The sequence below is a fragment of the Micromonospora phaseoli genome (genome assembly GCF_900109115.1).
GTDB classification, from domain to species: domain Bacteria; phylum Actinomycetota; class Actinomycetes; order Mycobacteriales; family Micromonosporaceae; genus Micromonospora; species Micromonospora phaseoli.
Map to the genome: position 1 here is coordinate 688180 of NZ_FNYV01000001.1, position 26045 is coordinate 714224.

Sequence of the window (26045 nt, forward strand, 5' to 3'; positions counted from 1 at the left end):
GGACCCGATGCGACGGCGCCTGGTGATCAGCTATCTGCTGCTGATGGTGCTGGTGGTGGTGGCCCTGGGTACGCCGTTGGCGGTGACGCTGACCACCCGGGAGACCGAGCGGGTGCGCGCCGACCGGCTCGCCGACGCCACCCGCTTCGCGTCGCTGGCCGGGCCGGCGTTGCGGGGTGGCACGACCGGCCCGCTCACCAACGAACTGGACAGCTACCACGAGCTGTACGGCATCGGCGCGGCGGTGGTGGACCGGGACGGGCGGGTGGTGGCCCCCTCGCCGGGCTGGCAGCCGCCCCCGGGCACCCGCGAGGCGTTGGAGATCGCCCTCTCCGGCCAGCAGACCAGCCGACCCGACGCGGTCTGGCCGTGGCTGGACGGCCAGATCGTGGTGGCGGTGCCGATCAACGACGGCGGCGAGGTGCTCGGCGCGGTGATCACGGCAAGCCCGTCGGACGGGGTCCGCCGTACCGTCGTCACCTGGTGGACGCTGGTCGTCGCGTTGGGACTGCTCGCCGTGCTGGCCTGCGTGCTCACCGCGTTCGGGCTGGCCGGCTGGGTGCTGCGCCCGGTCACCGAGTTGGACGCGGTCACCCACGAGATCGCCGAGGGCGACCGTGGCGCCCGGGTGCAGCACCGGCTGGGCCCGCCGGAGCTGCGCCGCCTCGCGGCGAGCTTCAACCACATGGCCGACGTCGTCTCCGACGTGATGGATCGGCAGCGCGCCTTCGTCGCGCACGCCAGCCACCAACTGCGCAATCCGCTGACCGCGCTGCGGCTGCGGGTGGAGGAGTTGGGGCCGAGCGTGGCCGACGAGCAGGGCCGCGCCGAGCACCAACTGGCACTGGAGGAGACCGACCGGCTGGCGCTGCTGCTCGACGCGCTGCTCACCCTGGCCCGGGCGGAACGTCGGGAGAACCAGCGGGTCACCGTCGACGCGAGGGCCACCGCGGCTTCCCGGGTCGCGGCCTGGGAGCCGCTGGCTCGCCACCGGTCGGTCACGCTGCGCCTGTCGGCCGACCCGGGTCCGGTGTACGCCCTGACCGTGCCGACCGCGATCGACCAGGCACTCGACGCGTTGATCGACAACGCGGTGAAGTTCAGCGGGGCGGGCGGCGAGGTGACGGTGACCGTGGCGGCCCGCAACGGCGGCATCGCGCTGGAGGTGCTCGACACCGGCCCGGGGATGACCCGCAGCCAGCTCGGTCGGGCCACCGAACGGTTCTGGCGGGCACCGGAGGTGCAGAACGTCGACGGCGCCGGGCTGGGGCTGACCATCGCCGCCGTGCTGGTCGACGCCTCCGACGGTCGGCTCACCATGCATCCGAACTCGCCACGTGGCCTGGTGGCCGCACTTTGGTTTCCGGCGTCCGACGCGTCCGACGACCCGGCCTCCGCACCCGTCGAGCCGGTCACCGAGCCGGCACCGCCCGCCCGGGTGCTCTGAGCGCGCCTGCCGGGCGGTCCGCCGTCAGGGTTTGCTGGCGCGGTAGTAGTCCACGGCGCCGGGGTGCAGCGGCAGCGGCAGGGTGGCGATGGCCGAGCGGGGGCTCATCCGACCGGCCGCCGGATGAGCGGCGGCCAGCTCGGAACGCCGCTCCATCAGCAGCCGGGTCACCTCGCGGACCAGCGCCTCCGGCAGGTCGGCCCGGACCACCAGGTAGTTGGGGTTGGCCACGGTGGTGACCAGGTCGACGCCGTACACCGAGCGGGGGATGTCCCGCGGCACGTACACCTCCGAGTGGTTCTGGCGCAGCGGAATGGTCCACTCGCCGAGGCCGACGATGCGGGTGGGGGTGTGCTCGGCGAACTGGGCGACGGCGCGTACCGGTAGCCCACCGGAGAAGAAGAAGGCGTCGATCCTGCCGGCCCGCAGCGCGGCCACCGAGTCGTCCAGACCGAGCTGTTCCTGCTGCACCTTGGCGTTTCCCAGCCCGGCCACGGAGAGCAGCCGGTCCACGGTGATCTTGGTCCCGGAGCCGGCCGCGCCGACCGAGACCCGCCGCCCGCGCAGGTCGGCCAAGCTCCGTACCGGGCTGTCGGCGGTGGTGACCAGGTGCAGCAGGTCGTCGTAGACCCGGGCGACCGCCACCACCGACGGGTCCGGGCCCGGATCGGCGGGCAGCACGTCGGCCTGGGTGAAGCCGAGTTCGGCTTTGCCGGCGTTGAGCAACTGCACGTTCTCCGCGGAGGCGGCGGTGACCATCACCTCGGCCCGCACCTGGGGCAACTCCCGGTTGAGGATGGCGGCCAGTGACTCGCCGAAGGCGTGATAGACGGCGGTGGGGCTGCCGGTGGCGATGCGGATGAGCATCGGCTCGTCGTGATCTTCGCGGCAGGCGCCGAGGCCGGGCAGGGCCAGCAGCACGGTCAGCGCGAACGCCACGCGGGTGCCGCGCCGCCGGGCTCGGGCGCTGTACCGGATACGGCTCACGGGCAGCACTGTGCGCCGCCGGACCCCCGCGGCGCAAGCCCCGGGGCGGCGCAGCCCGGTGGCGGTCCTCGCACCGCTCGGCGGTCAGGCCACCGGGCGGTGCACCGCCTCCTCGGCGGCGTGCCGCAGGATTCGGTCCCGGTGGGGGCCCTGCGCCACACTGACCAGGAAGCAGCCGGTGCCGGGGCGCAGCACCGCCGGCACGTCGAGCAGAGCGGCGCCACGGACCAGCACGGCGGCGAGTTCCCGGTCGGTGATCCGCACTCCGAGGATGTGCCGGCGCACGTGCCGGCCGCCCGCCAGCAGGGCGGCCCGCCAGGCAGCGGCGGCCAACCGGGTGCGCCACAGCCGCCGCGCCGTCGACGCGCCGGGCACCGGACCGCCGAGCAACTCCCGCCGGCCACGGCGCCAACCGTTCTCCACCATCGCCGCGTACGCCGGCCGGTGCTCGCGCGGTACGTGCAGCCGGTGCAGCTCGTAGCGGCGGCGCAGCCCACCGACGGCCAGCTCGTGCCGGGCCGGGATGTCGAGGCGGTCGAGCAGCTGCCGGGTCCGCCGCGCCGCCTCCTCCCGGTTGAACTCGATCGTCGTCGGTCGGACGGGCTGCTGCCCGGCGTGCCGTTGACCGGGTGCCGCCGGGGGCGGCATGCAGCGCAGCAGGCAGGCCGTCTCGAAAGCGTCGGCCAGGGTCGTCCAGTCCAGCGGCGGGAGTGCCGACGGCAGCAGGGCGGACGGCGGCAGGGCCGATGGCGGCAGGGCCGGCGGCGGGCGGTGCTGGTCGAGCAGGATCGGTTCGGCAACCACCGGAGGGCCTCCTTGTGGCGTCGGGTCTGTCTACGGTGACCCGTCACCCCGGCGGGTGGTACCGATCCGGTCCAGCCTTGAGGAAATCTTGCGCCTGGTTACAGCTCGGAAACCACCAGATCGACCTGCCGAGGCCGGCCCGGCGCGGTGGCCTGCTCGCACACCAGGTACTTCAGGTCCCGCAGCGCGGTCAGCAGCGCGTCGGCGGTGCTCGGGCGGACGTCGGCGAGCAGCAGGTCACGGACCAGCCGGCCCTTGGTGGCCTTGTTGAAGTGGCTGACCACCGACCGCACCACAACGCCGTCGACCTCCCGTTCGTGCAGCACCCGCACGGTCACCGTGCGGTCGGCCAGCTCGCCGCGCGGCGTCCAGGCGGCGGCGTACGCCCCGGACCGCAGGTCCAGCACCGGGCCGCTGCCGGCCGCCGTGGTCAGCGCCGGCTCCAGCGCCCGGCGCCATCGCGCCGGCAGGCCGCCGATGCCGGACAGCCGGGCCCCGATCGGGCAGCGGTACGGCGGAATCCGGTCGGTCAGCCGTACCGCCCCCCACAGGCCGGAGCTGACCAGCACCTGCCGCCGCGCCGCCCGCTGCGCCGGCGGTGGGAGGGTGGCCAGGTCGAGCGCCTCGTAGAGCACGCCGGTGTAGATCCGGCCGGCGGGCGCGGTGGCGGCCTGCGCCAGCCGGGCGTTGCGCCGCAGCTCGCCGTGCTGGCCGGCACCGAGTCCGAGCGCGGCCAGCGCCGCCTCCTGCGGCCCGGCGCTGAGCGCGATCAGCGCGGTCAGCACCTGCTCCCGCACCGGGTTCAACTCCGGCAGGGACAGCCGGGCCAGGTCCAGCCGGCGACCGGAGCCGGCGTCGGCCTTGCCCTCCGAGGGCGGCAGCAGGATGAGCATGGGTGACTCTAACGCCACGGTCGCAGCGGCTCCGGCGGGTGGTACACGCGAAAGCCGCCGACCTCGGCCAGCAGCGCGGTGTCGGCCCGGCCGCCGAGCAGCTCCCGCAGCCGCCGGTCGGCCGGCCCGTCGGCCGCCAGCACGTACCCGGGCCGCTGCGCCCGGGCCAGCCGCCACCAGTACGCCGGATAGCGGTTCTGCCCGGGGTGCAGACTGCCGTCGAGCACCCCGCAGACCACCGCCTCGGCGGTGTTGAAGATCAGCCGGTTGCACGTCCAGTACTCGCCGTACACCTCGCGAAGCCCCGCCGTGCGGACCGCCGCGGCCAACTCGCGGGCCTGCCGCTCCTCGGTGCGCCCGGGTGCCGCGCCGGAGGTGGCGAAGAGCACCGTGACCACCAGCGAGGTCGCCGCCAGGGCGACCAGCGCGGCGGCGGCCACCGCACCGGCCAGCCGACCCGCCGCGCCGACCGTGCCACGCCAGGCCGCCACGGCCACCACCCACAGCGGCCACAGCACCGCCGGCAGGGACAGTTGCAGCACCGCCAGGTAGCGGGCGTTGCCCAGCGGGTCCGCGGCGGCGAGCGAGCTGCGCACGTACGCCAGCAGGGTCAGCGCCGCGCCGGCGAGCAGCGCGAGGTGCACCACCGGCGCGACCCGGTCGGACCGGTCGGCCGCCCGTCGGTACCCGAGCACGGCGAGCACCGCCGCGACGACCAGCAGCGCCGGGTAGAGCAGACCGAACCACTCCTGCCAGCCGGCACAGCCGTCGATCGGGCACAGCCCGGCGGCCAGCGGCACCCCCTCCAGCAGCCCGCCCCCCAGCCGCTGCGGCCAGGGCGGCGCCGGCCCGGTCTCGCCGCTGATGGTGCGCAGCACCGACAGGGAGTCCTGCCCGAGCGGGGCCACCAGGTTGTCCCAGATCATCGGGCCGACCCCGACGGCGAACCCGGCGAGCAGCAGCAGACCCGCCCAGCCGAGCAGTTCCCGACGCAACGCCCAGATCAGCGCCAGCCCGGCCACCGCCAGGTACGGCACGATCAGCCAGTCCGACCAGAGCGCCACCCCGGCGAGCAGCCCGAACGCGCCGACGGCCAGCCGGCGGCGGCGCACCGTGCCCCGGGCCAGCCCCACCACGATCAGCAGCATCACCAGCACCGCGACCTTGACCTCCGGACGCCCGCCGACCGTCGTCACCTGGTCCCGGACGACCCGCTCGGAACCGAGCGCCAGCAGCCCGACGATCGCGGTCGCGAACCAGGGCGAGCCGATCCGCCGGGTCAGCCGGTGGATCAGCCAGAGGAACAGCGCGTAGAGCGCCAGCACCGGCAGCCGCAGCACGGGCCAGCTCGGGCCGGTCACCGCGATCAGCGGTGCGGCCAGGTAGGACTGCAGCATGCCCATGTAGCGCTGGCCGTAGAGGAAGACCGGGTGCTCCCGGCCCTGCGCGATGTGCAACGCGGCCAGCCCGAAGGTCGCCTCGTCGCTGTTGGACACCGGTACCGTGTCCAGCACGAGGACCAGCCGGTAACCGACCCCGGCCACTCCGAACAACAGCGCGACGAACGCCGGCCGGTCCAGCCGTGACCACCACCGCCCACGCTGCCGCGCGAACCCCGTTGTTGCTGCTCGTGGCACGACCATCGCCCCCGTCGCCGTCCCGACCGGAGTGTTTCACGGTCGCGACGGCGACGGCGGCGGTTCGGCTCAGCTCGCGTGGCCGAGGCCGCCGGTCTGTGGCAGGGTTGCACCCGTGCCACCCACTACCGCCGGCCAACTGGCCGTGACCAACCTGCACCGGGCCGCGCGGATCGAGGACGCCGTGCATCACCTGGTGGAGCGCAGGCTGCGACGGACCGGCTGGCGGATCAACATCATCGCCTACACCGGTTACGGCGCGCCCGGATGGGTACGGGTGATGTGTCGGGTGCTGCTGGGTCGCCCCGACACCCGCCAGCGGGGTCGGCTGGAGAAGGTCCGGGGCTGGCGCAGCTTCGCCACCCTGCCGGCAAAACACGTCACCGTCACGATCGAGACCGGCGGCGTACGCCACGAGACGCAGGCGGACCGCAGCGGCTTCGTCGACACCGTGGTCGAGGCGGACCTGCCGCCCGGCTGGGGCTCCGTGCGGCTCACCGTGCCGGACGCCGAGCCGGTCGAGGCTCCGGTCCGCATCCTGGATCCGGAAGTCCGCTTCGGGGTCGTCTCCGACATCGACGACACGGTCATGGTGACGGCGCTGCCGCGTCCGCTGCTCGCCGGCTGGAACACGTTCGTCCTCGACGAGCATGCCCGGGCGGCGGTGCCCGGCATGGCGGTGCTCTACGAGCGGCTGGTCACCGCCCACCCCGGTGCCCCGGTGTTCTACCTCTCCACCGGGGCGTGGAACGTCGCCCCGACGCTGACCAGGTTCCTGTCCCGGCACCTCTACCCGGCCGGGCCGCTGCTGTTGACCAACTGGGGGCCCACCCACGACCGCTGGTTCCGCAGCGGCCGGGAACACAAGCGGGCCACCCTGGCCCGGCTGGCCAAGGAGTTCCCCGAGGTGCGGTGGCTGCTCGTCGGCGACGACGGCCAGCACGACCAGGAGATCTACCGGGAGTTCGCCGCCGCCAACCCGGACAACGTCGCCGGAGTGGCGATCCGCCGGCTCTCGCCCACCCAGGCGGTGCTCGCCGGCACCCTGCCGGCACCGGCCGGCCAGTCGTCGACCGGGCCGGTGGGGCAGAAGTGGCTCTCCGCGCCCGACGGCGCCGGCCTCTGGACCCTGCTGCGCGGCGCCGGTCTGGTCTGACCGCTTCTCGTGCGGCGGCGCGGCCTGCCACCTGCGATCAGCCTGCCCGGTGTTGACCGGTGTCGCAGATGCGCTGGATCGGCTTGTCAGCTCGATCGCCCCGGTCACAACAAATAGATTTTCGCATCTCCGTCGGTGCAGTCGGCCGTGCCGTGACGGAGGCAACGGCTGCCGAGAAGCGGTTCGTGAGTCGCCTACTTGTCGCCGGATAACGGCGCCGTACTGTCGGCAAAAGCAGCGCTGAAATGCGACCGATATTCAGAGACGCGCGATCTGGTGTCAACTGGCATTAAGTCCATCGAGTGCTTGTATCATCCGGTTATGTTCCGGACGAAATACCGAACCGTTCGCCAACGCGGGTCTAACGGCGTGGGCGGCACGCTCCGCCTCAACCTCGGCTGTGGACTCCAGGCTCCCGCCGGCTGGACCAACATCGACAGGTCACCGGGCCTAATCCTCGACCGGTTGCCGGGAGCGAAGTCCGTGCTGTACCGCATCGGGCTGCTCGCCGACGCTCACATGGTCACGTGGCCAAGAAGCATCAAGCTGGCGGATGTCACGAAAGCGCTGCCCTATCCCACCGGTACGGTGGCCGCTATCTACTCCTCCCACATGCTCGAGCATATCTATTTCGACCAGGCGCTCGCGCTGCTCGGCGAATGCCACCGGGTGTTGCAGCCGGACGGAATCCTTCGGGTGGCCCTGCCGGACGTCCGCGTATTCGCCCGCCAACTGCTGAGCGCGACAGAGGACGAAGCCGCCGCTGCCGGTCTCAAGTTCACCCAGCTGCTGAATGCGGGTCCGCTACACAAGCCGAACCGACGCCAGAAGCTGACCCAGTTCGTCGGAGCGTCGCCACACCGGTGGCAGCCAACCTCCGCACTCGTGATCAACATGATGCGGGAGGCCGGATTTGCCGATCCTCAGTCCCGCGAGTTCATGGTCGGCGACCTGCCCGGCTTGGCCGAGGTTGAGCATCGGCCGGAGGGCCTGTTCGTTGAGGCCCGTCGCTAGTCGTACGCACTGCGCTGGAGGCAGTTGGTCAGGGTAGCCAGGGCGGCGAAGTCGGTCAGCTTCCGCAGTGTCCGGGCATGTGAGGCCCCGAGCTTGCCGTTCCTGACCTTGCGCCTGTTCAAGGCCAAAGGGCAGTTCCTCCGCCTCGTGATCCACGATGCCCCAGTCATCCGGACGTGGATGCTCGACGGTTCACCATCCGGTGGGTGTTGGTCCCGTTCGCCTCAGCGGTGTACATCCCCGGCCCTTCCTTTCAAGCCAGGTGGAGCCAGAGGGCGCCCAGCGGGGGGACGCGCAGCGCGGCCGAGGCGGGCAGGCCGTGCCAGGGGATGTCCTCGGCGTGCACGGTGCCGAGGTTGCCGACGCCGGAGCCGCCGTAGTGGTGGGCGTCGGTGTTGAGGACCTCCGCCCAGGCGCCGGCGGCCGGTAGGCCGACCCGGTAGTCCTCCAGCGGCAGGGCGGAGAAGTTGGCCACGCAGACCAGGGTCGCCCCGTCGGGCGCGATCCGGACGAACGAGATGGCGTTGTTGGCGACGTCGTCACCGGCCAGCCAGCGGAACCCGGCCGGCGAGGTGTCCTGCGCCCAGAGCGGGGGAGTCTCCCGGTAGATCCGGTTCAGGTCGCCGACCAGGCGTTGTACGCCGGCCCGGGCCGGGTCGTGCGGGAGGTACCAGTCGAGGCCGCGTTCCTCGCTCCACTCGCGGTCGTCGGCCAGCTCGCAGCCCATGAAGAGCAGCTGCTTGCCCGGGTGCGCCCACATGTACGCCAGCAGTACGCGTACGTTGGCCAGCCGTTGCCACATGTCACCGGGCATCTTGCTGAGCAGTGAACCCTTGCCGTGCACCACCTCGTCGTGGCTGATCGGCAGCACGTAGTTCTCGCTCCAGGCGTACGCCAGGGAGAAGGTGAGCTGATGGTGGTGGTGCTGCCGGTAGATCGGGTCCTTCGAGGTGTAGAGCAGGGTGTCGTGCATCCAGCCCATGTTCCACTTGAACCCGAAGCCCAGCCCGCCGTCGCCGGTCGACCGGGTGACCCCCGGCCAGGCCGTCGACTCCTCGGCGATCATCACCACCCCGGCGTGCTGCTTGTAGACCGTCGCGTTGACCTCCTGCAGGAACGCGAGGGCCTCAAGGTTTTCCCGGCCGCCGTGCACGTTCGGCGCCCACTGCCCATCGGACCGGGAGTAGTCCAGGTAGAGCATCGAGGCGACCGCGTCCACCCGCAACCCGTCGACGTGGAACTCGTCGAGCCAGTAGAGCGCGTTGGCGACCAGGAAGTTGCGTACCTCCCGGCGACCGAAGTCGAAGACGTACGTGCCCCAGTCCGGGTGCTCGCCCCGGCGCGGGTCGGGGTGCTCGTAGAGCGGGGTGCCGTCGAAGCGGGCCAGCGCCCAGTCGTCCTTCGGGAAGTGCGCCGGCACCCAGTCCAGGATCACCCCGATGCCGGCGGCGTGCAGCCGGTCCACCAGGTACCGGAAGTCGTCGGGGTTGCCGAACCGGGCCGTCGGGGCGTAGTAGCCGGTGACCTGGTAGCCCCAGGAGCCGCCGAACGGGTGCTCCATCACCGGCAGGAACTCCACGTGGGTGAAGCCCAGCTCCACCACGTACGCGGTCAACTGCTCGGCCAGCTCCCGGTAGCCCAGGCCGGGCCGCCACGAGCCGAGGTGCACCTCGTACACGCTCATCGGCTCCTGGTGCGGCTGCCGCTGGGACCGCCGGGCCAGCCAGTCGGCGTCGCCCCACTGGTAGGTCGAGCGGTGCACCACCGAGGCATTGGCCGGCGCCACCTCCGCGTACGCCGCGAGGGGGTCGGCCTTGTCCCGCCAGTACCCGTCGGCACCGAGGACGCGGTACTTGTACCGGCTGCCGGCCGAGGCCCCCGGCACGAAGATCTCCCACACCCCGGTCGAGCCGAGCGAGCGCATCGGCCAACCGTCGTCGGGCGCCCAGCCGGTGAAGTCGCCGATGACCCGCACACCCCGGGCGTTGGGCGCCCACACCGCGAACGCGACCCCGCCGTCGAGGACCCGGGCGCCGAGCGCCTCCCACAGCCGCTCGTGCCGGCCCTCGCCGATCAGGTGCAGGTCCAGCTCACCGAGGACCGGCGGGTGCCGGTACGGGTCGTCGTCCAGTCGGCCGTCGACGTCCACCCGGTAGTCGAGCACCTCGCCGGGGACGGTCGCCTCGAACACGCCGACGTCGTGTACCCGCTTCATCGGGTGCCGCTCGTCGCCGACCAGCACGCTCACGTCGCCAGCGCCCCGGCGCAGGGTGCGGATCACCGTACGCCCGCCGGCCGGGTGCGCGCCGAGCACGGCGTGCGGGTCGTGGATCTCCCCGGAAATCAGCTGGTCCATCGGGCGTCGTCCTTCTGGGCGGGAGCGGTCGGTGCGGTGCCGGACAGGTCGGCGGGCACGTCCTGGACGGTCAGGGTGGCCGGCTCGGTACCGGCCTGACCCGGTGACCCGGCGTCGGCCGGCCCGGGCGCGGCCGGGCGGCGCAGGGTGAGCACGTGCGCCGGTTGCAGGTACGGGTCGAGCCGGACCGCGTTGCGCTGCCCCCAGTCGTAACTGGCGCCGGTCAGCTCGTCGTGCACGGTGAACCGGTCGTGCCAGTCCAGGCCCAGCGCCGGCATGTCCAGCGTGGTGTTGCCCCACTGCACGGTGTGCGAGTCGAACGAGCAGATCACCAGCACCGTGTTGCCGGTGGCCGTGTCGCGCTTGGACCAGCACAGCAGCGCCGGGTTGTCGATGTCGTGGAAGACCAGGTTCCGCAGCCGGTGCAGGGCCGGATTGTCCCGGCGGACCCGGTTGAGGGTGGTGATGAACGGCGCCAGCGAGCGCCCGCGCGCCAGCGCGCCGGCCCAGTCCCGGGGGCGCAGCTGGTACTTCTCGTTGTCCAGGTACTCCTCGGCGCCGGGGCGGGCGACGTGCTCGAACAGCTCGTAGCCGGCGTACATGCCCCAGGAGGGGGAGAGCAGCGCGGCCAGCACCGCCCGGATCTTGAACATCGGCGGGCCGCCGTGCTGGAGGGTCTCGTGCAGGATGTCGGGGGTGTTGGGCCAGAAGTTCGGCCGCATGTAGTCGGCCGCCGCCACCAGCTCCTCGCAGTACCCGCGCAGCTGCGCCGCCGAGGTCCGCCAGGTGAAGTACGTGTACGACTGGGTGAACCCGACCTTGGCCAGCCCGTGCATCATCGCCGGCCGGGTGAACGCCTCGGCGAGGAAGAGCACGTCCGGGTCGACCAGCTTGACCGCCCAGATCAGCCAGTGCCAGAAGTCGACCGGCTTGGTGTGCGGGTTGTCGACCCGGAAGATCTTCACGCCCTCGCCGACCCAGTGCAGCACCACCCGCAGCATCTCGGCGCGGATGCCGTCGGGGTCGTTGTCGAAGTTCAGCGGGTAGATGTCCTGGTACTTCTTCGGCGGGTTCTCCGCGTACCCGATGCTGCCGTCGGCCCGGGTGGTGAACCACTCCGGGTGCTCGGTCACCCAGGGGTGGTCCGGCGCGCACTGCAACGCCAGGTCCATCGCCACCTCCAGGCCGTGCTCGGCGGCGGCGACGACGAAGTCGCGGAAGTCCGCCGGCGTACCCAGGTCGGGGTGGATGGCGTCGTGCCCGCCCTCCTCGGCGCCGATCGCCCACGGCGAGCCCACGTCGTCCGGCCCGGCGACCAGGCTGTTGTTGGGGCCCTTGCGGTTGACCCGGCCGATCGGGTGGATCGGCGGCAGGTAGAGCACGTCGAAGCCCATCGCCGCGACGCCCGGCAGCCGCTCGGTGGCGGTGGCGAAGGTGCCGGACCGGGCCGGCGCGTCGACGGTCGCCGGGATCGCCCCCTCCGAGCGGGGGAAGAATTCGTACCAGGCGGAGAAGAGAGCCCGCTCACGGTCCACCCAGATGCGGTACTCCTCGCCGGTGGTGACCAGCTCCCGCACCGGATGCTCCCAGAGCAGCTCGGCCAGCTCCAGCGCCGGACTCACCCGCTCAGGCAGCGGCCGGGCGGTGTCGCGCAGCGCCTTCACGGCATTCCGGAGGCGAACCCGGTCGGCTTTCGGCACCAGTTTGGTGGCGGCGGTCAGCACGCGTACGCCGTCGGCCAGGTCGTTGGCCAGCTCCACCGCGCCCTGGCCGGCGGCGATCTTCTTGGTCACCGCGTTGTGCCAGGTCAGATACGGGTCGCTGAACGCCTCGACGGTGAAGATCCACTCGCCGACCGCGTCCGGTGCGATGGTGGCGTGCCACCGGTCCTGGCCTGGCTCACCCGGCCGCATCCGGGTGAACGGGCGAGCCCGACCGTCGGGGCCGAGCCAGACCACGTTGCAGCCGAGCGCGTCATGCCCCTCGCGGTACGCCCGCGCCGACACCGGTACCAGCTCGCCGACGACAGCGCGGGCCGGGTAGCGACCGCAGGAGACGGCGGGGGAGACGTCTTCGATCGGGAACCGTCCACTCACCGGTTCAACCTACTGCCCGAGATCCCCTCGCGCTCGGCTGACCGCCCGCCTCCCGACAGGCTGCCCGTCGCGACTTGCGGCATGTTGCGCCTTCCCGGCCGGCTGATGGCCCGACCTGCCGCAACTCGTGACCGGCCCTGACGTCAGACGGCGTCAAGGTGACTGATGGAGCTGCTGCGTGGCGACCTACTTGCCGCAGCTCGAGTTGATCACACCGAACGGCTGAGCAGCGAGCGGTAGAGGTCGAGGGTGCGGGCGGCGATCGCGTCCCAGGAGAAGTGCTCGACCGCGCGCCGTCGTCCGGCCCGGCCGAGGGCGGCAGCGCGCTCCGGGTCGGCCAGCAGCGTGTTCAGTCGGGTCGCCAGGTCGGCCTCGAAGCGCTCCGGATCCAGCGGACGGCCAGACCCGTCGGCGGCCTGCTCGATCGGCACCAGCAGGCCGGTCTCGCCGTCGGCGACCACCTCCGGGATGCCGCCGGTGGCGGTGGCCACCACCGCCGTCTCGCAGGCCATCGCCTCCAGGTTGACGATGCCCATCGGCTCGTAGACCGACGGGCAGACGAAGATGGTGGCGTGGGTGAGGACCTGGATCACCTCGGACTTGGGCAGCATCTCGGCCACCCAGACCACCCCGGAGCGGGTAGCCCGCAACTCGGCGACCAGACCCTCCACCTCGGCGGCGATCTCCGGGGTGTCCGGTGCGCCGGCCAGCAGCACCAACTGGGTCTCCGGCGGCAGCTCCCGGGCGGCGCGCAGCAGGTGCGGCAGGCCCTTCTGGTGGGTGATCCGGCCGACGTAGACCACGCTGGGCAGGGCCGGGTCGATACCCAGGCGCGCCAGCACGTCGGTGCCCGGATCGGGGGCGTACTGCGCGGTGTCGATGCCGTTGTAGATCACGTGTACCCGGTCCGGGTCGACCGACGGGTACGCGGCCAGCACGTCGCGGCGCATCCCCGCGCTGACCGCCACGATCGCGTCGGCCGACTCGTAGGCGGTGCGCTCGCACCAGGAGGAGAGCGCGTAGCCGCCGCCGAGCTGCTCCGCCTTCCACGGCCGCAGCGGCTCCAGGCTGTGCGCCGTCACCACGTGCGGCACCCCGTACAGCAGCTTCGCGGTGTGCCCGGCCAGGTTGGCGTACCAGGTGTGGCTGTGCACCACGTCCGCGCCGGCGCATCCGGCGGCCATCTCCAGGTCCACCCCCATCGTCCGCAGCGCGGCGTTCGCGCCGGCCAGGGCCGCCGGCTCGGGGTACGCCCGCACCCCCGGCTCGGTGCGCGGCGCGCCGAAGCAGTGCACCCGCACGTGGGTGATCCGGCGCAGCTCCCGGGCCAGGTACTCGACGTGCACTCCGGCGCCGCCGTAGACCTCCGGCGGGTATTCGCGGGTGAGCAGGTCGACGCGTAGCGGGGCGGAGTCGGTCATGTCCGGCACCCTAGTGCAGAACCGAGCGCCGCACCGGCTGCGGAACTGTGCCCGTACGAGTGGTGAACCGGCACCGGTATGGATAGCGTCTGCTCATGGCTGCCAAGGTGCTCGCGATCGTCCTGGCCGGCGGAGAGGGCAAGCGCCTGATGCCGCTGACCACGGACCGGGCCAAGCCGGCCGTCCCGTTCGGCGGGATGTACCGCATGGTCGACTTCGTCCTCTCCAACCTGGCCAACGCCGGCTATCTGAAGATCGTCGTGTTGACCCAGTACAAGTCCCACTCCCTCGACCGGCACATCACCAAGACATGGCGGATGTCGACCCTGCTGGGCAACTACGTCACCCCGGTGCCCGCGCAGCAGCGTCGTGGCCCCTGGTGGTTCGCCGGCTCGGCCGACGCGATCTACCAGAGCTTCAACCTGATCTACGACGAGCAGCCCGACTACGTGATCGTCTTTGGTGCCGACCACATCTACCGGATGGACCCGCGCCAGATGGTGGAGGACCACATCGCCTCCGGTGCCTCGGTCACGGTGGCGGGCATCCGGCAGCCGCTGGCCACCGCCGACCAGTTCGGTGTCATCGAGGTCGGCGAGGACGGCCGGCGGATCCGGGCCTTCCGGGAGAAGCCCACCGACGCGGTGGGCCTGCCCGACGCGCCCGACGAGATCTACGCCTCGATGGGCAACTACGTCTTCACCACCCGGGCGCTGGTCGACGTTGTCGAACGCGACGCGGAGGACAAGACCAGCAAGCACGACATGGGCGGCAGCATCATCCCGGCGCTGGTCGAGCGCGGCGAGGCGAACGTCTACGACTTCCGTGACAACGAGGTGCCGGGCAGCACCGACCGGGACCGCGGCTACTGGCGGGACGTGGGAACCCTCGACTCCTTCTACGACGCCCACATGGATCTGATCAACGTCCACCCGGTGTTCAACCTCTACAACTTCGACTGGCCGATCTACACCGAGCAGCCGCCGTTCCCGCCGGCCAAGTTCGTCCACCAGTGGGGCGAGCGGGTCGGCCGGGCGGTCGCCTCGATGGTCTCGCCCGGCGCGGTGATCTCCGGTTCGCTGGTGGAGAACTCGATCGTCTCACCGAAGGTGAAGGTCCACTCCTGGGCGCACGTGGACGGCTCGGTACTGATGGAGGGCGTCGACATCGGCCGGCACGCCGTGGTCCGGCGGGCCATCCTGGACAAGAACGTCCAGGTGCCCGAGGGCGCCGAGATCGGTGTGGACCTGGAACGGGACCGGCAGCGCTACACCGTCTCCGACAACGGCATCGTGGTCATCGGCAAGGGACAGAAGGTGGAACCGTGAGCAGTCATCCCCGCGCCGGCCAGCCGGCCGAGCCCGCCGACCTGGTCGACGTACCGCGGCTGGTGACCGCCTACTACGCCGAGCACCCCGACCCGGCCGACCCGGCGCAGCAGGTTTCCTTCGGCACCTCCGGGCACCGCGGGTCGAGCCTGCGCAACGCCTTCAACTCCGACCACATCCTCGCGGTCACCCAGGCGCTCTGCGACTACCGGCGGGAGCAGGGCGTCGACGGCCCGCTCTTCCTCGGCCGGGACACCCACGCGCTCTCCGTGCCGGCGACCGTGGACGCCCTGGAGGTGCTCGCCGCCAACGACGTCACCGTGCTGCTGGACAGCCGGGACGGCTACACCCCCACCCCGGCGGTCTCGCACGCCATCCTCACCCACAACCGGGGCCGCACCACCGGGCTGGCTGACGGCGTCGTGATAACCCCGTCGCACAACCCGCCGGACGACGGCGGATTCAAGTACAACCCCACCCACGGCGGACCGGCCGACTCCGACGTCACGAAGTGGATCCAGGAACGCGCGAACGCGATCCTCGCCGCCGGGCTCAAGGAGGTGCGCCGCATTCCGTACGCGCGCGCCCGGGTCGCCGACACCACCGACACGTACGACTTCCTCGGCCGCTACGTCGACGACCTGCCGGCGGCGATCGACATCGACGCGATCCGCGCCGCCGGGGTCCGCATCGGCGCCGACCCGCTCGGCGGCGCCAGCGTCGACTACTGGGGTGAGATCGCCCAGCGGCACCGGCTCGACCTGACCGTGGTCAACCCGACCGTCGACCCGACCTGGCGGTTCATGACCCTCGACGGCGACGGCAAGATCCGGATGGACTGCTCCTCGCCGAACGCGATGGCCTCGCTGATCGCCATGCGCGCCGACTACCAGGTCGCCACCGGAAACGACGCCGACGCCGACCGGCACGGCATCGTCACCCCCGACGCCGGGCTGATGAACCCGAACCACTACCTCGCGGTGGCGATCGCCCACCTGTTCCGGACCCGCACGCAGTGGGGACCGGACGCCGCGATCGGCAAGACCCTGGTCTCCTCCTCCATGATCGACCGGGTCGCCGCCGACCTCGGGCGTCCGCTGCTGGAGGTGCCGGTGGGCTTCAAGTGGTTCGTGCCCGGGCTGCTCGACGGCGCGGTCGGCTTCGGCGGCGAGGAGAGCGCCGGCGCGTCCTTCCTGCGCCGCGACGGCGGCACCTGGACCACCGACAAGGACGGCATCCTGCTCTGCCTGCTCGCCGCCGAGATCATCGGGGTGACCGGGCGGACCCCGAGCGAGCACTGGGCCGAGTTGGCCGAGCGCTTCGGCGCGCCCGCGTACGCCCGGATCGACGCACCGGCCACCCGGGAGCAGAAGGCCGTGCTCGGCAAGCTCTCCCCGGAGCAGGTCACCGCGACCGAACTGGCCGGCGAGCCGATCACCGCGACCCTCACCACCGCGCCCGGCAACGGCGCGCCGATCGGCGGACTCAAGGTCACCACGGAGAGCGGCTGGTTCGCCGCCCGCCCGTCCGGCACGGAGGACGTCTACAAGATCTACGCCGAGTCGTTCCAGGGGCCAGAGCATCTGGCCCGCCTCCAACAGGAGGCGAAGGACCTGGTTTCCACGGTGCTCGCCGGCTCCTGAGGGGCAGGTCTGGTCGGCCACGGATGAATTGTTCAGCCGCGCGGATGTAAGAAATTCAGAAATGGTTTCAGCGTGCTGGTGAATCGGTTTCAGATCCATCGTCGCCTGGCGCGCCCTGCCTGAAGTCAGGGCGCTTCGTTGGGTTTGCTGATAGATTCGACATCGGCTGTGGCTAGTGTGTAAAGGCCGCAGCGGTTAGAGGCCGGAGTGGTGGCGCGGGAAGGCGAACATGCCTCAGGTAATCACGAAAATTATCAGCAAAGCCGTACTGCAGCCGAGACGCACCGCTCGGATATTGCTCGACCGTGAAGGCTGGTCTGGCTGGTATTGGTTTCTGCTGCACCGGAGCGGTCGTCAGCCACTCGATCCGCAGCAGTCACTCGTAAGCCGACGCTACCGGTCCTACGATTCGTACCTGACTCACCAGCGCAGCAAGTTGGCGCTGTTGGATCTCACCAGCTATGAACAGGTATTCCGCCCCGCACTTGCGGAGCGCTTGGCGGGAGAAGAGTGGGCTGGGCGCTCCGTGCTCTGTCTGGCCGCCCGGATCGGCACCGAGGTCAAGGCATTCCACGACCTGGGTGCGTTCGCGGTGGGCATCGATCTCAACCCCGGCCCCGAGAACCGGTGGGTGCTTCCTGGGGACTTTCATCAACTCGTCTTCCCGGCAGAATCGGTCGACGCTATCTACTGCAATTCGTTCGACCATGCTCTGGATCTCAAGCAGACACTGAGCGAGATCCGTCGAGTGCTCAAGCGGGACGGCATGCTTCTCGTCGACGCCCAACAGGGGGCCTCGGAGGTTCGCTTCGACGAGTGGGCGGCAACATCGTGGAGTTCGATCAACGATCTGGTCGACGAGATTGAGGGATGTGGCTTCGCGCTGACGGGGCGTCAAGGCATAAGAATACCCTGGATCGGAGAATATCTCTCATTTCGGGTCGTGTGGGGAGAAGGCGAGGAGTGCGATGACTCTGAGCAGCAGAGAGCCCCATACCGTCAGCGATAGCGTGGTGCACACTCCACAACAGGCCAGAGCCCTGCTCAACTGTCGATCGCGCGAGAGGGCGGTGCAGGCGCCGTGACACGGACCGTACGTAGAATGGGCCGCGATTTCATCACGTATGCGCATGACACGGTGCGGATCAGCACGGCCGATACCGGCACCGGCGTGTACGTCGGTCCGCGGGTGCCGGGAAACCTCAACCTCGGCGACAACCTCCTGTACTGGGCGCACCAGCACTCCCTGCCCGACATTCCGCTACGACAGGTGCATTCCTTCCCCGCGATCCTCGGGTCCGGCACCGTGCGGCGTCGGCAGTTGCGCGGGACCGTGCTGGGCGGCGGCACTTTGATCGGGTCCTCCGCCTTCCGGCGTGGTCTCGAATCGACCATGGCCCTGCTGCGCGGACGCCCCGTGGTCAACATCGGCACCGGCGTCGACGATCCCGTCATGCCGTCCACCGGCACCCCCGGTGACAAGAGTGAGCTGCGGGCGTGGATACCCCTGTTGCGTAGCATGCCGAAGGTGTGGGTGCGCGGGCCTCTCTCCCAGCAGCTGCTCCGCGAGGCCGGCGTCGAGGCAGAGATAAGCGGTGATCCGGTTCTGCTGTTCGCGCTCGACGCCGACCTGCGTCACCGGCCCGCCGTGGGGAGGATCGGCATCAACCTCGGCTTCACCGGTAACCAGTGGCAGCGCAACCCCGCTGAGCTGGTCCGTACTGTGGTGGAGTACGGCCATCTGATGCGCAAGCGTGGCCTGCAGATGGTGCTCATCTCGGTGTGGGACCGCGACGACGCGCTTACCACATCGGTCGCCAACGAGCTTGGATGTCCCGCCATCCTGGCTCCGCAGTTGCGTACCGCCGCCGAATTGCGGCGGCTGATGAAGGAAATCGATGTTCTTGTCGCGCAGAAGCTGCACGCCGTCGTCGGCGCTGCGTGCGTGGCAACACCATCGATCGCCCTCGAATACCGTCCGAAGTGTCGAGATTTCCAGGAGTCGGTCGGGGCCAGACGCTGGACGATCCGCACATCGGAGGTCACCAGTGACGGCCTCGCCGCCATGACGGGCCACCTCTACGATGAGCGAGAGACAGCTATCAAGACACTCGCTGCGCATGTGACGCAGCGTCGTACGGCAATCGGCGTCGCGGCACTCGAAGCATACGAAGCCCTCAATGGATAGTGGCGTTCGTGTCGCCGTCTGGGTGGCCTCACCGCCAGACCAAAGATCAAATCACGGTCGAGTCGTAATAGGCCCCTGACCTTTCGGTTGTTTCTAGTTCCTCGGCCCGATTCGGCGGAAGGTCCCGTCACGGCGGGGGGCCCTCAGTCGATGTACAGGTGGTTGAGTCAAACACAGCGGGGGGCATTGTGTCGCGCATCCTCATCACCGGTGGAGCCGGGTTTATCGGTAGCAATCTCGCCCGGTCCGCGTTGCTCGACTCAACGGTCAAGGAGGTGACCGTGTTCGATGACCTGTCCATCGGGCTGCTCGGCAACCTCGAAGGACTGGACGTCGAGTTCATCGAGGGCTCAGTCCTCGATCCGGGCGCCTTGGACCGCGCCATGGCCGGTCGGGATGCCGTCGTCCATCTGGCAGCTCTGCCCAGCGTGCCCCGCTCACTGGACGACCCGGTGGCCTCCCATCACGCGAACGCCACCGGAACGCTCATGGTGCTCGATGCGGCGCGGCGGCACGACGTCGGCCACATTCTGGTCGCCTCCTCTTCGTCGGTCTACGGCATGAACCCTGCACTGCCGAAACCTGAACTCACCTGGACCCGTCCGATGAGCCCGTATGCCGCCAGCAAGCTCGCCAGCGAGGCCTATGCCCTGGCGTACCAGGCGTCGTTCGGTCTACCCACGCTGGCCTTCCGCTTCTTCAACGTGTTCGGCCCGGGGCAGCGACACGACCACGCCTACGCCGCCGTCATACCCCGGTTCGTCCACGCGGCGCTGCATCGTCAACCCGTTCTGGTACACGGCGACGGCACACAGTCCCGGGATTTCACCTACGTGGGAACGGTCTGCCAGGTGATCCTCGACGCGCTACGCCGGAAGGTGCACCACCCGCATCCGGTCAACCTCGCCTTTGGTGCCCGGGTGAACCTGCTGCAAGTGCTCGACGAACTCGCCGAGGTGCTCGGCCGGCCGATCGAGCGCCAGTTCGGTCCGTCCCGGACCGGCGACGTGCCGCACTCACTCGCCGACAACAGCACCCTGCGTGAGCTGTTTCCGGACCTGGCACCGGTCGACCGGTGCCAAGGGCTTCGGATCACCGCGGAATGGATGGCTGGTCGACCATCGCGAGACCGATGACCACCGGTCGTCGCCCCCGGCGGCGACAACCACCACCTGCGAGCACATTGGAGAAGTTCGGTGGATGAAGTGCGGATTGTGATTGATTCCGCCGGTGGTATGCAGGGCGGTACGGGAAGGTTGAAGGTCGAACTCGAAGCCTTTCTGGTCGACCGTCACCTGCCCGTACGCGTTATCGGACGAGACCGATATCTGACGCCGACATGGCTGATGCTTCGAGAGGCGCACGCCGGTCCGGTACCCGTGACGGTCTCGCTGAACAACGTCGCGTTCGCCTGGCGTGGGACCGAGCGCCGGGTGCTGGTGCACAATGCCCTTCACTTCCTGAGCCCCGCCGAGCAGGGATCGCTGGCCCTGGCGCCCCGGTCGCTCCGGATGCAGATTCCCGTCGTACGACGGATGCTACGCCGGGCCGACGTGATCGTCGTTCCGTGTTCCGCGATGGCAGAACGGGTGAGCGCCCGGGTACCGGCGGTACGCGACCGTCTGCTGGTCCTCGGCAATCCCGTCAGTCCGGTCGGCCCGCGTGTTCCAGGCGGCGAGCCCTCGATTCTGGTCCCGGTCGTGCTGTCGCCTTACAAGAACGTGGCGAGCGAGCTTCGAGTGCTGCTCGCAGCGCTCGATCGGCGCGCAGCGCCGCAGCGGGTGAAGTTGACCGCGTACGCCCACGAACTTCCGGCCGACCTGGTGGGTCATCCGCGCCTCGACCTGTTGGGGCGGCTGCCCCACCATGAACTCACCGAGCACTGGCGACGAGCGACGGGCGTCTTCTTCCCGTGTGTTCTGGAGTCGTTTGGCTACGCCTTGGCGGAAGCGCGCGTGTATGGGCTGCCGGTGCTGGCTCCGGAGACCGGTCAGACGCGTGAGATCGCCGGCGACGCGCTCGTGCCGTACCGACTCTCCGACATCGACAGTCTCACCGACGCGCTCGACGGGCTGAACCGGGATGTTGTCCCCGAACCGCATGCGTTCGAACGCGGAGCCTATTTCACCCGATTGCTCGGGTTGCGTCCGGCCACCGTAGAGGAAGCTCCGCAGCCCGCGCCGGCTGGCCCGTGATGGTGACCATGCCGAGCCGGTGACGATCGGGGGAAGACGATGTCCCACCACCAACAGCACATCTTCCGGGCCACCCGGGGGCGCCCGCCGGTAATCCGCGTCATCCGTGTCGTCGGCATGCTGAACTTCGGCGGCGCGGAAATGCGCACCGTCGAACTGCTGCCGCGTCTGGCGGACGCCGGCATCGTGGTCGACCTGGTGACCCTCTGCGAGAACGTCGGCCCCGGACCGCTCGCGCCCACGGTCCGACGGTACGGCGGCAGCGTGTACCCGCTTGCCCTGGATCGGCGATTCCCCCGTCGCTTCCTGCGGCTGCTTCGACAACTACGCCCGACGGCGGTGCACGCCGACCTCGGGAATTTCTCCGGGGCGCTGCTCGCTCTCGCGGCGGTCGCCGGGGTGCCGACCCGGGTAGCCCACTTTCGAGGCGACGACACCTGGCGGCGTTCCCCTCGCCGGCGCATGCAACGGGTACTCCTCCGTCGGCTGGTCGACATGTCCGCGACCGATGTGCTGGGAGTCTCGCCCAGCGCCCTGTCCTGCGGATACTCTCCGTCCTGGCCGAGTGATCCGCGGTGTCGGGTGGTCCTTAACGGACTCGATCTCGATCGTTTACTCCGTCCGTCCGACCTCGATCTGCGCGCGGCCATCGGCGCCGGGCGCGACGCGGTCATCTGCCTGACCGTGGGGCGGGCCTCCAGGGAGAAGAGGACACACTTCCTACCGTCGGTGATCGTGGCACTGCTACAGGCGGGCATCGATGCCCATGCCGTACTGGTGGGACCGTCACATGCTGCCGCCGACACTCTGGTGCACACCGAGGCGGACAGGCTCGCGGTGAGCCATCGTATTCACCAGCTCGGCCCGCGCGAGGACATCGGAGGGCTGCTACGTCAGGCGGACGTCGTCCTCGCTCCTTCAATCTTGGAGGGTCTGCCGGGATCCGTTCTGGAGGCGGCCGCCGTCGGTACGCCGGTGGTCTCGACCGACCTTCCCGGAGCACGGTTCATCGCTGACCGACTGCCCGGGATCACCCTCATCGACCAGGACGCGGCAGCACAGGTGTGGGCCACAGCCGTCCGCGTCGTGCTCGGCACGTCCGGGACGCACGACCGGGCCGGCGCGGTCGCTCGGTTCGAGAGCAGTGTGTTCTCCCTGGACGCTGCAGTGGCCGAACACCTCACCATGTACCACCGTCGAGCCAGGGTCAGCGGATCGGCGGACACCCGCACCTACTGAGCAGTCTTTTCCGCGCCAGCGCCGGTGCTGTTCCAGGGCGGCGCCGGCCTCGGTGATCCGTCCCGCACGTGGGCGACGAGGTCGAGCAGGTACTTTGCACCTCGTTCCGGAGCGAGGTGCGCCGCTGCCCAGCGGACCCGGGCGGCTCGCTCGTCAGCCCCGACCCGTCCATACGACATCGTCGCGGACAGCGCGCGGGTCAGCGAGGTCACGTCGGTGCCATCGAACAGCCGGCTGAGACTGTCGGAGACGGCGAGATCCTGGGCGCCGCAGCGGTCGCTGACCACGACCCGGGTGCCCGCCATGAGCGCTTCGTTCACCACCGCGCCCCACCCGTCGTGCCGGCTTGGAAGGACGAGGATGTCACCTGCCGCGATGACGTCCCGTGCCGCGGTGTTGCTCAGGTGCCCCTGCCAGTGAACTCGGCTGTCGATGCCGAGCCTGTTGGCGAGCGTCATAGCGCGGTGGAGCAGCGGCCCATTACCGACCACGTCGAGGGTCCAGTCGCGCTCACACCGGGACAGGGCGGTGAGCAGCAACTCCGGCTGCTTTCTCCGGTCCACCGAGCCTACGAAGACAAGACGGATCGGTCCGCCTTCCGTCGATCCAGTGACATCCGCGTCCACCCGCTCGTGGGGGTCGACGAAGTACCCGAAGCGGAATACGCGGGTGGCGGGGAAGCCGATCCGGACGTACTGCCGCTCTCCGACCGGCCCGGTGGTGAGCAGGAAATCGACGTCTCCGAGTAGACGCCGTGCCGCCATCCGGGTGCGCAGCGACCGCAGCCAACCTCGCCAGCTCACCGGATTCCAGGGCTCGGTGTAGACACCGACGAGGGCACCGCCACGGCTCCGTATCGAAAGCAGGGAACCTGTGGTCGCGCGATAGGCGCCAACGCCGGAGAAGATGTGAACGCCGCCGGCCAGGCTCGCTTCGAGTCGCTCGCGCTCGGCCACGCTCGGTGCGGCGATCAGTGTCGCCGGACCGTAATCTGGCCGGTGCCATCCCGACTTCTCGCGCTGGGGTGGCAGGTCGAACTCGGTGATGACGACGACCGGACCGGGGGCGTGCTGGGCGAGCGTACGCATCAGCGGTGCCTGGTGTATAGACGGCACGTTCTGCCAGAAGACAATTGTGTCACGTGACGACATGAAGATGTTCCTCCGAAACCGGTACCGGCGAGCGCGCCTCTTGGCCGGGTGTGGACGAGCGCGCTTCGCACTTCGCCAACGCGCACCAGGTGGCCACAAAGCACATAGTCATCGGTCCGACAGGCGACAGGAGCCAGCCCTCGAACAGGCTGTGCACGACCATCGCGCCGCCGAACACCAGGGTCCGCCGGCCGATCTTTGCCGAGTAGTAGAGGATCACCGCGTACATCATCAGAACTGCGGCGCCACCGACGAGCCCGGCATGGGTCAGGGCACGCAGTGGCGTGCTCGCCACCTCCGTGGCCTCAGCCTTGAAGCCAACGCCGTGCCACCTGGTGTCTGCCAGCACCTGCAAGGTGTACTCGTACGAGCTTTGCCGTGAGTTGTTGGTCCGGAAGATCGGCAGGTCGATGCCCGTCATCCAATCCGGGTTGATCAGTGCGAGCACGAGGGTCGTCGCTCCGAGCAGGATCCATAGGGTCCGCAGTGGGCTCTGCCGAAGCGCGAAGTTCATCGTCACCACGAGTACCGCCGCTACGAGTGCCGCTCGGCTTCCCGACCAGACCAGCGCCGCAATGGTCACCGCGCCCAAGGGGAGCATCCAGAGGCCGAGTCTCCGGTACGACAGGAGGAGCGCGAGGACGAGAATCGTGTAGAACCCGAGCAGGTTCGGATTGCCGGCGATCCCTCTGAGCCGGTCGCCGATGATGCTGTCGCCCGCCCCAACGAGCCCGAGGGCGACGCTGCCCAACACGGCGACGAGGAGCGCGAGGAGGATCCCGTTACGGAGGTCTGGCCCGGCGATCCGCTGAGCGAGCGTCTTCCCGTACACCACGGCCAGCAACACGCCCGCACCGTAGAGCAGTGGCTCCAGGTACATTCCGTGTCCGAGGGTCGCGTACGCCAGGTAGGCGAAGATCGCGGCGGCCAGCACGCCGACAAAGCGGTTGCATCTGTCGAGCACGCTGACTTCCTCGGCCCGCACCTGGGCGGCGACCGAACTCCACATGAACCGCGCCAGCAAGAGGACGCTGGCGATCCGGACTGCCGCGGACAGTCCGGCGTTGTCGCCGGGATCAAAGGATGTCGACGAGGACAGAAGAAGAAGGACCGATATGCTGACTGTTGCCGTGGCCGGTATGTGCAGCAGACTGAGTGTGAAGAGCGCGATTGCGCCCGCCAGCGCAATGTCCCAGGCGAAGCCAACGCCACTATCCATTGATGGCCTCGTGCGTGTTGGCCGGGGCCGTGTCGGATGCCGCGCGACGCACTGTCGTGCTCTCGGCAAGTCGGCTGCCGGGTCCGAATACGGTGAGCATCATGGTGTCGGCACCGCCTCTCTTACCGCCACGGATTTTCTGAGCACGTCGGCCAGGGATTCGGCGTGGGCTTGCCAGGTCCACCGCTCGGCGAGCGCCAGACCGAAGGCGACTGCCTGTTCGTACTGTGTCGGACTCGACAGGATCGCGTTGGCCTTTGCGACGATCTCCGCACCGTTGTCTGGATCATGCAGGTACCGGTCGTCATCGATGAGGGCGGCAAGGCCGGCAGATCGGGGCACGATCGTGGGCACGCCCACGGCCATTGCCTCCAGGTAGGCGCAGCCGAACGACTCGATGCGTGATGGCATCACGAACAGATCCGACCGGTTCAATATCGCCGCCACCTGCGCGGGTGCGGCCCGACCGGTGAAGCGGATCCGGTCGTGGTGGCCCAATTGGTCGCGCAGTCCTTCCAGACGGCGCCGCTCGGGCCCGTCGCCAACCACCGACCAACTGGCCGTAGGCCAGGTGTCCCGGATCGAGGCGAAGGCCCGCAGCACGGTTTCCTGGTTCTTGTTCGAGTCCACGTTCCCAACCGTGACGAGGCGGGGGAAGTCGGCGGCCCGTACCCGCTCGGACGCTGACACGGCGCGCCGGGGAAAGGCGTCGAGCAGTACTCCGTTCGGTACGACGGTGCAGACCTGCCGCAGGTCGGGGGGCAGATCTTCGAGAATGCCGGCGCCGACGGCGATCAGCGCCGACGCACGTCGAAGGGAGGCAGCGATGATGCTTCGGCGGATCGGGTCGGTACGGGCGCCCGAAGTGGTCATCGGCTGCCGGCCGTGCAGTACTACCACCTGCGGTGGCGTCCTGGCCTTGCGCAGCAAGATGCTCGTCCACACCTCTTCGACCAGGACGACGTCGCAGGATTCGGACCACAACCAGCCACTGTTGATGACAGACGCGAGGTGGCGCGAACTGCGAATCAGGATTCCGGACGGAGCGATGGCCCTCCCGGTATCCGGGTCGATCTCGTTCACTCTCACCGCAGGGGGGCGCCCGGTCAGCTTGAACACCCGCATACGTACGCCGAGTTTCCGAAGCGCATGGCACGGGTTGGCGATGAAGGTGCCCTCCCACGGCCGGTCTGGTTCGGGATACCAGGGGGTGACGACCGCGACCGTCATCGGGCGGCCGGTGGCAATATCTGAACTCACGAGTACCGCTC

General features: G+C 69.9%; 20 protein-coding genes. 10 read left to right on the forward strand and 10 right to left on the reverse strand.

What is annotated here, in order from left to right:
• Window positions 1-7: 7 nt before the first annotated feature.
• Entirely contained in the window at window positions 8-1447 is a 1440-nt protein-coding gene (locus BMY89_RS03200) for a sensor histidine kinase (protein ID WP_092375490.1), read from the forward strand.
• Between the two features lie 24 nt (window positions 1448-1471).
• Here BMY89_RS03200 and BMY89_RS03205 read toward each other — a convergent pair whose 3' ends face one another.
• The 4 genes from BMY89_RS03205 to BMY89_RS03220 all read right to left on the reverse strand — a co-directional run bounded on the left by BMY89_RS03205 (window position 1472) and on the right by BMY89_RS03220 (window position 5768).
• Window positions 1472-2425 (reverse strand): TAXI family TRAP transporter solute-binding subunit, encoded by a 954-nt coding sequence (locus tag BMY89_RS03205; RefSeq protein ID WP_232521064.1) that lies wholly within the window; start codon window positions 2423-2425, stop codon window positions 1472-1474.
• A gap of 93 nt (window positions 2426-2518) precedes the next feature.
• Window positions 2519-3238 carry a hypothetical protein gene (locus tag BMY89_RS03210; RefSeq protein ID WP_372433293.1) on the reverse strand — a complete coding sequence of 240 codons (720 nt, stop codon included), beginning with the start codon at window positions 3236-3238 and terminating at the stop codon, window positions 2519-2521.
• Window positions 3239-3336: 98 nt separating this feature from the next.
• Window positions 3337-4131, reverse strand: a complete 795-nt coding sequence (gene yaaA / locus BMY89_RS03215) for a peroxide stress protein YaaA (RefSeq protein WP_092374475.1) — start codon at window positions 4129-4131, stop codon at window positions 3337-3339.
• A gap of 8 nt (window positions 4132-4139) precedes the next feature.
• Complete coding sequence (locus tag BMY89_RS03220) at window positions 4140-5768, reverse strand: ArnT family glycosyltransferase (RefSeq protein ID WP_232521025.1); 1629 nt, start codon at window positions 5766-5768, stop codon at window positions 4140-4142.
• Window positions 5769-5883: 115 nt separating this feature from the next.
• Here BMY89_RS03220 and BMY89_RS03225 point away from each other — a divergent pair, with 115 nt between their 5' ends.
• A complete protein-coding gene (locus BMY89_RS03225; protein WP_092374482.1) occupies window positions 5884-6924 on the forward strand; it encodes an App1 family protein phosphatidate phosphatase in 1041 nt (346 codons plus the stop codon).
• Window positions 6925-7245: 321 nt separating this feature from the next.
• Window positions 7246-7938 (forward strand): class I SAM-dependent methyltransferase, encoded by a 693-nt coding sequence (locus BMY89_RS03230; protein WP_139217890.1) that lies wholly within the window; start codon window positions 7246-7248, stop codon window positions 7936-7938.
• Window positions 7939-8191: 253 nt separating this feature from the next.
• Here the strand turns inward: BMY89_RS03230 and glgB are convergent, their stop codons facing one another.
• The 3 genes from glgB to glgA all read right to left on the reverse strand — a co-directional run bounded on the left by glgB (window position 8192) and on the right by glgA (window position 13811).
• A complete protein-coding gene (glgB, locus tag BMY89_RS03235) occupies window positions 8192-10294 on the reverse strand; it encodes a 1,4-alpha-glucan branching protein GlgB (protein WP_092374488.1) in 2103 nt (700 codons plus the stop codon).
• Window positions 10282-12390 carry an alpha-1,4-glucan--maltose-1-phosphate maltosyltransferase gene (locus BMY89_RS03240; RefSeq protein ID WP_092374491.1) on the reverse strand — a complete coding sequence of 703 codons (2109 nt, stop codon included), beginning with the start codon at window positions 12388-12390 and terminating at the stop codon, window positions 10282-10284. Before BMY89_RS03240 ends, glgB begins: the two co-directional genes overlap by 13 nt.
• Window positions 12391-12599: 209 nt before the next feature.
• Complete coding sequence (gene glgA / locus BMY89_RS03245; protein ID WP_092374494.1) at window positions 12600-13811, reverse strand: glycogen synthase; 1212 nt, start codon at window positions 13809-13811, stop codon at window positions 12600-12602.
• Window positions 13812-13906: 95 nt separating this feature from the next.
• On the opposite strand from glgA, the gene glgC reads away from it, so the two are divergent.
• From glgC to BMY89_RS03280, 7 genes are all read left to right on the forward strand, one after another.
• Entirely contained in the window at window positions 13907-15139 is a 1233-nt protein-coding gene (gene glgC, locus BMY89_RS03250; RefSeq protein ID WP_092374497.1) for a glucose-1-phosphate adenylyltransferase, read from the forward strand.
• Entirely contained in the window at window positions 15136-16782 is a 1647-nt protein-coding gene (pgm, locus tag BMY89_RS03255; RefSeq protein WP_092374500.1) for a phosphoglucomutase (alpha-D-glucose-1,6-bisphosphate-dependent), read from the forward strand. The genes glgC and pgm overlap by 4 nt, the downstream gene beginning before the upstream one ends.
• A gap of 229 nt (window positions 16783-17011) precedes the next feature.
• Window positions 17012-17791: a class I SAM-dependent methyltransferase gene (locus BMY89_RS03260; protein WP_092374504.1), complete on the forward strand. Its 780-nt coding sequence runs from the start codon at window positions 17012-17014 to the stop codon at window positions 17789-17791.
• Window positions 17792-17884: 93 nt separating this feature from the next.
• The gene (locus BMY89_RS03265) at window positions 17885-18970 is read left to right on the forward strand and encodes a polysaccharide pyruvyl transferase family protein (RefSeq protein ID WP_092374508.1); all 1086 of its coding nucleotides are present in this window, start codon (window positions 17885-17887) and stop codon (window positions 18968-18970) included.
• Between the two features lie 188 nt (window positions 18971-19158).
• Window positions 19159-20106, forward strand: coding sequence for an NAD-dependent epimerase/dehydratase family protein (locus tag BMY89_RS03270; RefSeq protein WP_092374511.1), 948 nt, complete (start codon window positions 19159-19161; stop codon window positions 20104-20106).
• A gap of 60 nt (window positions 20107-20166) precedes the next feature.
• A complete protein-coding gene (locus BMY89_RS03275) occupies window positions 20167-21165 on the forward strand; it encodes a glycosyltransferase (RefSeq protein WP_139217891.1) in 999 nt (332 codons plus the stop codon).
• A gap of 39 nt (window positions 21166-21204) precedes the next feature.
• Window positions 21205-22404: a glycosyltransferase family 4 protein gene (locus tag BMY89_RS03280; RefSeq protein ID WP_092374517.1), complete on the forward strand. Its 1200-nt coding sequence runs from the start codon at window positions 21205-21207 to the stop codon at window positions 22402-22404.
• On the opposite strand, the gene BMY89_RS03285 is transcribed toward BMY89_RS03280, so the two are convergent.
• The 3 genes from BMY89_RS03285 to BMY89_RS03295 form a co-directional block, all read right to left on the reverse strand.
• Window positions 22398-23555: a glycosyltransferase gene (locus BMY89_RS03285; protein ID WP_092374520.1), complete on the reverse strand. Its 1158-nt coding sequence runs from the start codon at window positions 23553-23555 to the stop codon at window positions 22398-22400. The two genes, BMY89_RS03280 and BMY89_RS03285, sit on opposite strands and share 7 nt — an antisense overlap.
• A complete protein-coding gene (locus tag BMY89_RS03290; protein WP_092374523.1) occupies window positions 23542-24774 on the reverse strand; it encodes an O-antigen ligase family protein in 1233 nt (410 codons plus the stop codon). Before BMY89_RS03290 ends, BMY89_RS03285 begins: the two co-directional genes overlap by 14 nt.
• A 99-nt stretch (window positions 24775-24873) precedes the next feature.
• A complete protein-coding gene (locus BMY89_RS03295) occupies window positions 24874-26004 on the reverse strand; it encodes a glycosyltransferase family 4 protein (RefSeq protein WP_092374526.1) in 1131 nt (376 codons plus the stop codon).
• Between the last annotated feature and the right edge of the window lie 41 nt (window positions 26005-26045).